This window comes from Hymenobacter sp. AT01-02 (assembly GCF_000961955.2).
Lineage (GTDB): Bacteria > Bacteroidota > Bacteroidia > Cytophagales > Hymenobacteraceae > Hymenobacter > Hymenobacter mucosus.
This window is the reverse complement of the sequence record NZ_JZIR02000169.1, coordinates 1-7,714: the sequence shown is the minus strand read 5'-3', so window position 1 is coordinate 7,714 and position 7,714 is coordinate 1. Positions and strand designations below refer to the sequence as shown.

The window sequence follows — 7,714 nt, the reverse complement described above, 5'->3', positions numbered from 1 at the left end:
TGAAGCGGAATGGCCCGGCTATGATGGTGGGCAATCAGGTTGTGATGGTAAGAAGCATATTGCCCACCCCACACGCCTGCGTAGCCATGGTCGCCTTTGCCATTAAACGACGAATTCAAGCTTTCACTGATTAGGCACCACTGTACGGTCGAATACTTGTTGTCGTAGAACGTAGCCGCCTCCTCAATTGACCAGCTAAAGGAGCAGTGGTCAACAATGAAGTTGCGGCAGTTCTCCATATTCAGGCCGTAGACGCCCGATACGTTGGCCCCCGATGTGTTGCCGGGTCGAGAGCGGAGGTAGCGCACAATGATGTTAGAACCGTTTAGCTTAAAGGTGTAGTTTTTCAGGCAGATACCGTCGCCTGGGGCGGTTTGGCCCGCAATGGTGACGTTGGAGCGTTTGGGTTTGAGAGCCGATTTCAACTCAATTATGCCCCCGACGCGAAATACAATGGTAATCGGCTGGCCGGGGTATTGGGTGAAGGCCTCGCGGAAACTACCCGGCCCCCCGTCGTTAAGCGTGGTCACTTCTACCACCTTTCCTCCACGGCCGCCAGTAGCCAGGCGGCCAAACCCTTCGGCACTGGGGAAAGCTACCAGCTGCGCGCGGGCGGGCAGGGCAGCTGTGCTCAAAATGAGACCAACGAACAGCCCGCAGGCACGAAATGCACGAGTAGACATGGTAAGAGCAGGTGAGAAAGCGAAGCGGTTTAACATCTTGGAAGCAGCGCGCACGGTGCCAGCTGCCTACGGCTATGTGCTGGCAAAGGCCCACCTAAGCGGAAGCTACAATGTACGCGGCGGGCCGGGGCACTAGACTGTACCATCTTGGCGGGTTGCTGGCCAGAGTTAACCAGTTTGCACTGCTACCGAACACTACAGTTTGGCAATCAGCTCAGACAGACAAACCGCATCGTAGCACGAACCCTATCTTTGGCCGTCAGATTCTCGCACATATGCTAGACAAGCTACGCGAACATATAGAAAAGGTAGTGCCGCTCACTGATGACGAATTTGCTCTCGTAAGCACGCATTTTACCCTCAGGAGGTACAAAAAGCACCAGTCTCTTATTCAAGAAGGCGACGTGGTACAGTACGCCTATTTTGTGGTTTCCGGGTTGCTGAAGCTAGTTTATACGGATGCTTCGGGAAAGGAACACATTGTCTCTTTTGCAATGGCAGACTGGTGGGAAAGTGATTTTGGCGCCTACTATACCCAAACTAGAGCCACTATGTCGCTGGATTGCATTGAGGATGCCACCGTGATTTGCCTACCGCTCGACAACTACCACCAGCTCTGCGCCAGTCTTCCGAAGATGGCGCGTTTCTTCCTCACCAAATCGACTTTGGGGCATATTGGAGCGCAGCAGCGCGTTTTATCGTTGCTTACTACTACTGCTAAAGAGCGCTACGAGCAGGTACTGCAGCGCTTCCCTGGTTTGGTTCAGCGGGTGCCTAAAACGCTACTTGCCGCTTACTTGGGTGTTTCGCGCGAGACCCTTAGCCGGCTCTCCGCTTAGTGTGAGGTAGATCACACTGGATTTGTGCGGTAGGTCACGCTCGTTTCCTAAGCTTGTTGGCAGTTTTGCAGCGCACATCTCACACCGCAAAAAGGCAAGCATATGAAAAAACAAATCACTAACCCGTGGCAGTGGCAGGATAAGCGCAGCTATGCACAAGCCGTTGAGGTTACGCAGGTAGAAGGCACGCTCTACTGCTCTGGGCAGGCGGCAGTAGATGCCAATGGCCAATCCAGTACCAGCGACATGGAGGCGCAGCTTGTTCAGGCCATCCAAAACCTGGAGCAGGTTATTACGGAGGCCGGGTACGAATGCCGTGGGATTGTACGATTGAATATTTACACAACTTCCACCGCCGAGCTTTTCACTTGCTTTGGTGTTTTTCAAGCGTGGATTGCCAAGCACGGTATCCAGCAAGCCTCCACAGTATTTGAGGTGCAGAGTTTGTTTGAAACGCTGAAAGTTGAGCTAGAAGCCACAGTAGTAAAGTAACTACTAACCAGTTGTTTCGCCTTTCCAATCTAACCGAGGTTAACCTTGCAAGACTTGGAGTAAGCCCCCATACCTACTCGTAGAAATGGTGGAGCCGGCGAATGGTGGTGAGCACAATCCAGTCGCCGAGGCGAGGTAGGTAGGTGTGTACTAGCACAATAAGCCGGCCTAGTGCGGAAATAACTGTGCGCTGCCGCCGCCGCCGAATGTGTCCTAAGATGATGCTGGCTACCTCAGCCTGAGATTTTTGCCAACGCGGAGGGCGATGAGCAATAGGTACCGGCTGCCCATCGGCGTCAAGAACGCGTTTGTCGGCGTCGTTTTGCGTGAAGCCAATATGAACTACTCCAACGTGAATACCCGTATGGTTCAACTCTAACCGTAGGTATGGGCTAGGTTAGAAATGGCAGCCTTGCCAGCACAATAGGCCGAGCCGCTAGGCATCCCATTCAAGGCCGAAATGGACGAGATAAACGTGACGCTGCCCCGCGTTTGAATTAGGTAGGGCAATGCAGCTTTTAGTGGGTATACCGCCCCGTACACATTGCTGTCGAGCACTTGCCGGAACACATCGGGTGCCATATCAGCAAAGTAAGCTCGCTGGGAAATACTGGCATTCGTAATAAGAATATCTATCTGTCCGAAAGCCTGAATAGCAGTATCTACTAAAGCTTCACAAGATGTGAAGTCCGTCACGTCGGCCACGCAGCTGACTACGGTGTAGCCTGCCTGCTCAAATTCCTGGTGGGTCTGGGCGAGCCGCTCGGCCATGCGGCCATTCAGTACGACAGCACTGCCCTGCTGGCAGAGGAGCCGGGCCGTTTCCCGCCCAATACCCGACTCGGAGCCGGTAACAATGGCTACTTTGCCCATGAAGGGGCCGTTACCTCCGTCAGAAGGGGGCCGCGCAACCATTTGCTTCGTGGTAGAACGTGATGCCGCGCTTGGTAATGCAGTATCACGCATAGTTGTGATCTTTAAACCATTGAAAAGCCTCCGTAATAGCTATTCTTAGGTCGGTTTGGGGTAAACTGAGCTCGGCACGGGCCTTTTGCACATTGAAATAATGTCCGTCATTGGCTACAGCCGCCATAGCCGAATTTAGTTGAGCAGGCCGACCCGTAAGCCTTGCTTTTAAGTCGCAGATAGTGCCGTAGAGGTAGGATATCCGGGCTGGCAGCAGCCACCGTGGGGCTGGCACACCTAGCACTTGGGCCATTAAAGCAAAGGCTTCCTGGTAGCTCAGGTTCTGGTTGCCCAGGATGTAGGACTCTCCGGCCTGGCCCTGCGTGAGGGCATTGATAGTAGCTACGGCTACATCCCGTACGTGCACGTAGTTCTTGCCGCCGGGAGGGTAACCTGGCAGCTTACCCCGGTAAAGCTCCAGCAACAAGGCATTGGAGGTAGGCTTAGCATCGCCTGGGCCGAGCATGAAAGTAGGATGTACCAGAACGGCGGGCAGTTCCTCATTGGCCACGGCGCGCAACACGCTATTGGTAGCAGCCAGCTTGCTATCCATATAGTCTAGTCCATACTGGTACCCAGCGTAGGGCCGGGTTTCATCGCCCGGATGCTGGCGAGTACCGAAACCAAAGACGTTGGCGGTGCCCACGTACACGAACCGGCTTATTCCCGCTGCACGGGCCAAATTGAGCATGGTTTCGGTGCCTTGCAAGTTAACGGTCCACACAGCGGGGTTTCGAGCTGGGTTAACCTGGGCCAGAGCAGCGGCGTGAATAATGGCCGCGCACCCATCAGCATGGCCCGCCATGGTAGCTGGCTGGCAGACGTCGCCCACTACAACGTCAACTGGCAATGATGTCAAGGGTGGCAATGCCAACGTATTTACAGGCTGGGCAGACCGCACTAAGGCCCGCACTTGGTAGCCACGTGCAAGGAGTTGCTGCACCAAATGGCGTCCCAAAAAGCCGTCGGCACCAGTTACAAGTACAGTAGGCATCAGCGGTAGTTAAGCATAGCCTTATAGGTGCGAGCAATGCGGGTAGGGGCTACTTTCAGGAAGAATAAGGAGAAGGCTGTCAGGTTGGCTAGCTGCACCCGCAACCAACTGTTGGTTTCGTACTTGCGCGCCGAAACTATCACATCTTTAGGTACAATTAGGAAACGTGCCTGCCGCCGAATGCGCTGGATAATGTCAAAGTCCTCCATGATAACATACTGTTCATCAAACCCCTGTAGGCGCTGAAACAGGTCGCGGGTGATGAACAAAGTCTGGTCTCCACCCCGACTCATAATTCCTTGAAAACGAGTTCCGAAACTATTGATGCGAAGCAGTGGATGAGGCGAAGCAAATCGAAAACGGTAGCAGCCTGCCTCGTAGCCCTGGGCCACCGCTTGCTTAATGGTTGAAACGTAGTCTGGATGAATTCCTACATCAGCGTGCACAAAATATAGGATGTTGCCGGTAGCCTGCTGAGCCCCGTAATTCATCTGGGCTGCACGGCCAGCACTGGGCGCGCATAGCACTGTAGCGCCCGCCTGCTGGGCTAGCTCGGCAGTACCATCCGGACTATTGGCATCTACCACCAGCACCTCTACCTCCTGCCCAGGATCGTACTGCCGTAGTTGGCGAATTAAGCTGCTAATAGTGGCTGCTTCGTTATAGGTGGGGATAATAACGCTAAGACGCATAGGGAAGAAGTTGAGAAGCGGAAGTACCCCACTTTTCAGATGGCAGAAAGGAAGACGTGGCAGAGGATTTCACTGATAGCAAGGTAAAGTTCATGCTACTGTTTCCCTAGAATTGCATAGCTGCTGATATCTTAGGTATGTCTCCGAATCATAGCCAACACCTCTAGAGTGCGAACTATCCAGTTAAACCGAACAGGTGGAGTAGCAAATACTGGCACACGATACAGGGGACATTGTCACTTTACGAAAAGCCAATGGGTAGAAGATTGCCCAGGCTTCAATCTTTGCTGCCCCATGCCCACGTATATGCTCATGCATAAGCGCCTACCCATGAAAATTCCTGCCTTGTATTTTGCCTGTATTGCCGCTGCAGTAGTAGCTGTGTTACCCTCCTTTTCCCGGCCAGCAACTTCGGCACCGCATTCAGTTGCGCGAGCCGTTGCTACTGCCCCATTGGACCACAGCACCTTTGATAAGCTGCTTAAAAAGTACGTCAACGCACAAGGGCTAGTGAACTATAAGGGTTGGAAAACCGATCAGGCAGCTTTCAACCAATACTTGCAGTTCCTAAGCAAAAACCCACCGGCGGCTACTTGGAGCAAGGCAGAGCAAATGGCGTACTGGATTAATGCGTACAATGCCTACACGATCCGCTTGGTGCTCGACCACTACCCTTTGCAGAGCATCAAAGACATTGGCACTAAGATTCAGATTCCTTTCGTGACCACACCTTGGGCTTCGAAGTTCTTCTCGATAGGAGGTACCAAGATGAGCCTGGACAACATCGAGCACGGCACTTTACGCAAGAAATTCAATGATCCACGCATTCACTTTGCGCTAGTATGCGCTTCTATCTCATGCCCGCGGCTGCGCAATGAAGCATACACGGCCGCCAAGCTAGATAGTCAGTTAGAAGACCAAGGCCGGGACTTCTTGCGCGACCCTACCAAAAACAAGCCAGGTAAGGCTACGGCGCAGCTTTCTAAGTACTTCGACTGGTATAAAGGTGATTGGACCGAAAACGGGCAGACGGTAGCGAGTTGGGTAAATAAGTATGCAACAACCAAGATGGATAACTCCACTCAAATCAGCTACTTGGATTACAACTGGAACCTGAATGCGCAGTAGACACTTCCCCGCAGTTTCCTAAACCGGCAGCAATGAAATATGTGGCGACTTGGTTACTAGTATGCGCCCTACTGCTCGAAACGAAGGCTCAGACCAGGCCTGTACAAAGCCCAGAAATTCGGCGTTATGCTATTGAAGTAGCAGGGCTACGTGTAGGCACCATGACTGCTACCCGACAGAGAGTAGGCCAAGAAGTAGTGTCAACACTCACTAGTGATGTGCAGGTCAACTTTCTACTGTACCACCTCACGGTCTACTATCAGGTTGTTAACCATGTTTGGAGTGGGCAACTTCGTCTCTCTACTGTTACGGCGCATACTAATCAAGGTGACTTTTCCTCGCGTACCGAGTGGAAGCATGACCATTACAACATTATAGCTGATCAGTATAAGCACAAATACCACGCAACGGAAAAGCAATCTATTACTTACACTGTAACTGACCTGTTTTTTGAGGAGCCAAAGAAGCACTCTAGCGCTTTTGCCGAATACTTCGGCGACTACTTTACACTGAGTTCCTCAGGCCCAGCAGTTTATAGAGCCTTCCGCGACGGGCGCGAGGATGAATACCGATATGCTGATGGCCAACTAATAACCATCATTAAGAAGAACCCACTCAAGAACTTCGTCATTCGGTTTCTACCGTAAGGCAAACCTGAACTTCTTTGTTATGAGAAGAACTGAATGGCATACGTCAATTAACTGGTTCGCAGCTTATAACGGCCGTATAGTACCGCTCTTGTTATCGGCTAAAGCAGTTCAACGAAACATTATTTCCATAGCCTTAGCAGCTATTGAAACCTTACCTGAACAGCTGCAATCTTCTATTGTAATAAAACTTCAGCTTGATTATAAGCTATTTATACCCGTAAGAATATAGTTACTCAATAGCCTATTCATGGCAGAGAATACTTTTAACGCCTAGCATATCAAGCGGAGCATAGATATACAAGTCACCTAAAGCCCACACCGGCATGTTGAGTTGTGCCATTGCTTCCCGTACCTGTTCTGCTGTTGTGGTAGAGGGAACATCCTCCACCAAGAGAGTACGCAAATGTTGAGCTGCAATGATTTGAGCAGAAAAAGGCAACTCGATATAAGGGATACTTTCGTCGCTCATAGAGAAAAGGAATAAGACACAAGTAACAAACTTACAAACTCTTAGCTAAAAAGGCGAACAGAGAATCGCTTAAAGAAGGCGACCATTACTTGCTACAGAAAGCTTAAGCCTACGGATTATGGCAAGTATATTTAATTGAAATACCAGCGCAGACGTATAGTGAAGCATTGTTCAACTAGGTCACGCAACTTCTATGAAATCAGAAAGCCGATTACAACGCTTCCTTGACGCGCAAGAATCGTCGTATCCCATTGCTCTAACTGAAATTCAAAGAGGTAAAAAGCAGAGCCATTGGATGTGGTATATCTTTCCACAGATCAAAGGCTTAGGATTCAGTTCAACTTCGGCTTACTACGCCATAGAAGATTTAGCTGAGGCCGAGGCCTACCTTAACCACCCAGTGCTTGGCAGTCGGCTTGTACATATTAGCGAAGCCCTACTTGCTTTGAATAATCACGACGCCACTCGAATTCTTGGTAATCCTGATGATCTAAAGCTTAAATCATCAATGACTTTGTTTGCTAATCTTCCCGTCACCCACTCAGTGTTTCAAAAAGTGCTGGACACTTTCTACAAGGGTGAACAAGACACTAAAACCTTAAAAATATTGGGCAAATAAAGACTAAACGTAGCCCCGCCTAAGCAAAGACGGGACGGTGGGGCGCTGCGTACAATGAAAGCTAGTTCCTAAGCCCCGGCTGGTAATGTTAACGCTAGATAGGCTTGTTAAGCAAATAGATAAAAGAGCCTCCCGGCTGGGAAGGCCCTAAACGAGACGAGCCCCCGGCGCATCCCCCCCTC

Annotated in this window: 11 protein-coding genes; 5 read left to right on the top strand and 6 right to left on the bottom strand. The window is 50.9% G+C overall.

Going from position 1 to position 7,714, the window contains the following annotated elements:
• Positions 1-683, bottom strand: a 683-nt coding sequence (locus VI25_RS21975) for a polysaccharide lyase family 1 protein (protein ID WP_410503456.1), incomplete at its 3' end; no start/stop codon positions are given.
• 275 nt (positions 684-958) lie between these two features.
• Between VI25_RS21975 and VI25_RS21970 the strand changes: the two genes are divergently transcribed.
• Positions 959-1,522, top strand: a complete 564-nt coding sequence (locus VI25_RS21970; protein WP_045690694.1) for a Crp/Fnr family transcriptional regulator — start codon at positions 959-961, stop codon at positions 1,520-1,522.
• Between the two features lie 102 nt (positions 1,523-1,624).
• On the top strand, positions 1,625-2,014 hold the full coding sequence (locus tag VI25_RS21965; protein WP_045690693.1) for a RidA family protein: 390 nt from the start codon (positions 1,625-1,627) through the stop codon (positions 2,012-2,014).
• 73 nt (positions 2,015-2,087) lie between these two features.
• Here the strand turns inward: VI25_RS21965 and VI25_RS27435 are convergent, their stop codons facing one another.
• From VI25_RS27435 to VI25_RS21950, 4 genes are read right to left on the bottom strand one after another with little or no spacing between them, the layout of a single operon-like run.
• Positions 2,088-2,387 carry a hypothetical protein gene (locus tag VI25_RS27435; protein ID WP_236705202.1) on the bottom strand — a complete coding sequence of 100 codons (300 nt, stop codon included), beginning with the start codon at positions 2,385-2,387 and terminating at the stop codon, positions 2,088-2,090.
• 2 nt (positions 2,388-2,389) lie between these two features.
• Positions 2,390-2,980 carry an SDR family NAD(P)-dependent oxidoreductase gene (locus VI25_RS21960; protein ID WP_236705201.1) on the bottom strand — a complete coding sequence of 197 codons (591 nt, stop codon included), beginning with the start codon at positions 2,978-2,980 and terminating at the stop codon, positions 2,390-2,392.
• Positions 2,973-3,974 (bottom strand): NAD-dependent epimerase/dehydratase family protein, encoded by a 1,002-nt coding sequence (locus VI25_RS21955; protein WP_055562897.1) that lies wholly within the window; start codon positions 3,972-3,974, stop codon positions 2,973-2,975. The genes VI25_RS21960 and VI25_RS21955 overlap by 8 nt, the downstream gene beginning before the upstream one ends.
• Positions 3,974-4,666, bottom strand: coding sequence for a TIGR04283 family arsenosugar biosynthesis glycosyltransferase (locus VI25_RS21950; RefSeq protein WP_045690692.1), 693 nt, complete (start codon positions 4,664-4,666; stop codon positions 3,974-3,976). Before VI25_RS21950 ends, VI25_RS21955 begins: the two co-directional genes overlap by 1 nt.
• Before the next feature lie 294 nt (positions 4,667-4,960).
• On the opposite strand from VI25_RS21950, the gene VI25_RS21945 reads away from it, so the two are divergent.
• Both VI25_RS21945 and VI25_RS21940 read left to right on the top strand, forming a co-directional pair.
• Positions 4,961-5,794, top strand: a complete 834-nt coding sequence (locus VI25_RS21945) for a DUF547 domain-containing protein (RefSeq protein ID WP_072144890.1) — start codon at positions 4,961-4,963, stop codon at positions 5,792-5,794.
• A 32-nt stretch (positions 5,795-5,826) separates the two neighbouring features.
• Positions 5,827-6,441: a DUF6134 family protein gene (locus VI25_RS21940; protein ID WP_045690691.1), complete on the top strand. Its 615-nt coding sequence runs from the start codon at positions 5,827-5,829 to the stop codon at positions 6,439-6,441.
• A 244-nt stretch (positions 6,442-6,685) separates the two neighbouring features.
• Here the strand turns inward: VI25_RS21940 and VI25_RS21935 are convergent, their stop codons facing one another.
• A complete protein-coding gene (locus VI25_RS21935; protein WP_045690690.1) occupies positions 6,686-6,913 on the bottom strand; it encodes a hypothetical protein in 228 nt (75 codons plus the stop codon).
• A 193-nt stretch (positions 6,914-7,106) separates the two neighbouring features.
• Between VI25_RS21935 and VI25_RS21930 the strand changes: the two genes are divergently transcribed.
• Complete coding sequence (locus VI25_RS21930; RefSeq protein ID WP_045690689.1) at positions 7,107-7,532, top strand: DUF1810 domain-containing protein; 426 nt, start codon at positions 7,107-7,109, stop codon at positions 7,530-7,532.
• Positions 7,533-7,714 lie beyond the last annotated feature (182 nt).

Coding starts and splice junctions, on each gene's coding strand:
- VI25_RS21970 (WP_045690694.1), top strand. CDS start 959: ATGCTAGACAAGCTACGCGAACATATAGAAAAGGTAGTGCCGCTCACT.
- VI25_RS21965 (WP_045690693.1), top strand. CDS start 1,625: ATGAAAAAACAAATCACTAACCCGTGGCAGTGGCAGGATAAGCGCAGC.
- VI25_RS21960 (WP_236705201.1), bottom strand. CDS start 2,980: ATGCGTGATACTGCATTACCAAGCGCGGCATCACGTTCTACCACGAAG.
- VI25_RS21955 (WP_055562897.1), bottom strand. CDS start 3,974: ATGCCTACTGTACTTGTAACTGGTGCCGACGGCTTTTTGGGACGCCAT.
- VI25_RS21950 (WP_045690692.1), bottom strand. CDS start 4,666: ATGCGTCTTAGCGTTATTATCCCCACCTATAACGAAGCAGCCACTATT.
- VI25_RS21945 (WP_072144890.1), top strand. CDS start 4,961: ATGCCCACGTATATGCTCATGCATAAGCGCCTACCCATGAAAATTCCT.
- VI25_RS21940 (WP_045690691.1), top strand. CDS start 5,827: ATGAAATATGTGGCGACTTGGTTACTAGTATGCGCCCTACTGCTCGAA.
- VI25_RS21935 (WP_045690690.1), bottom strand. CDS start 6,913: ATGAGCGACGAAAGTATCCCTTATATCGAGTTGCCTTTTTCTGCTCAA.
- VI25_RS21930 (WP_045690689.1), top strand. CDS start 7,107: ATGAAATCAGAAAGCCGATTACAACGCTTCCTTGACGCGCAAGAATCG.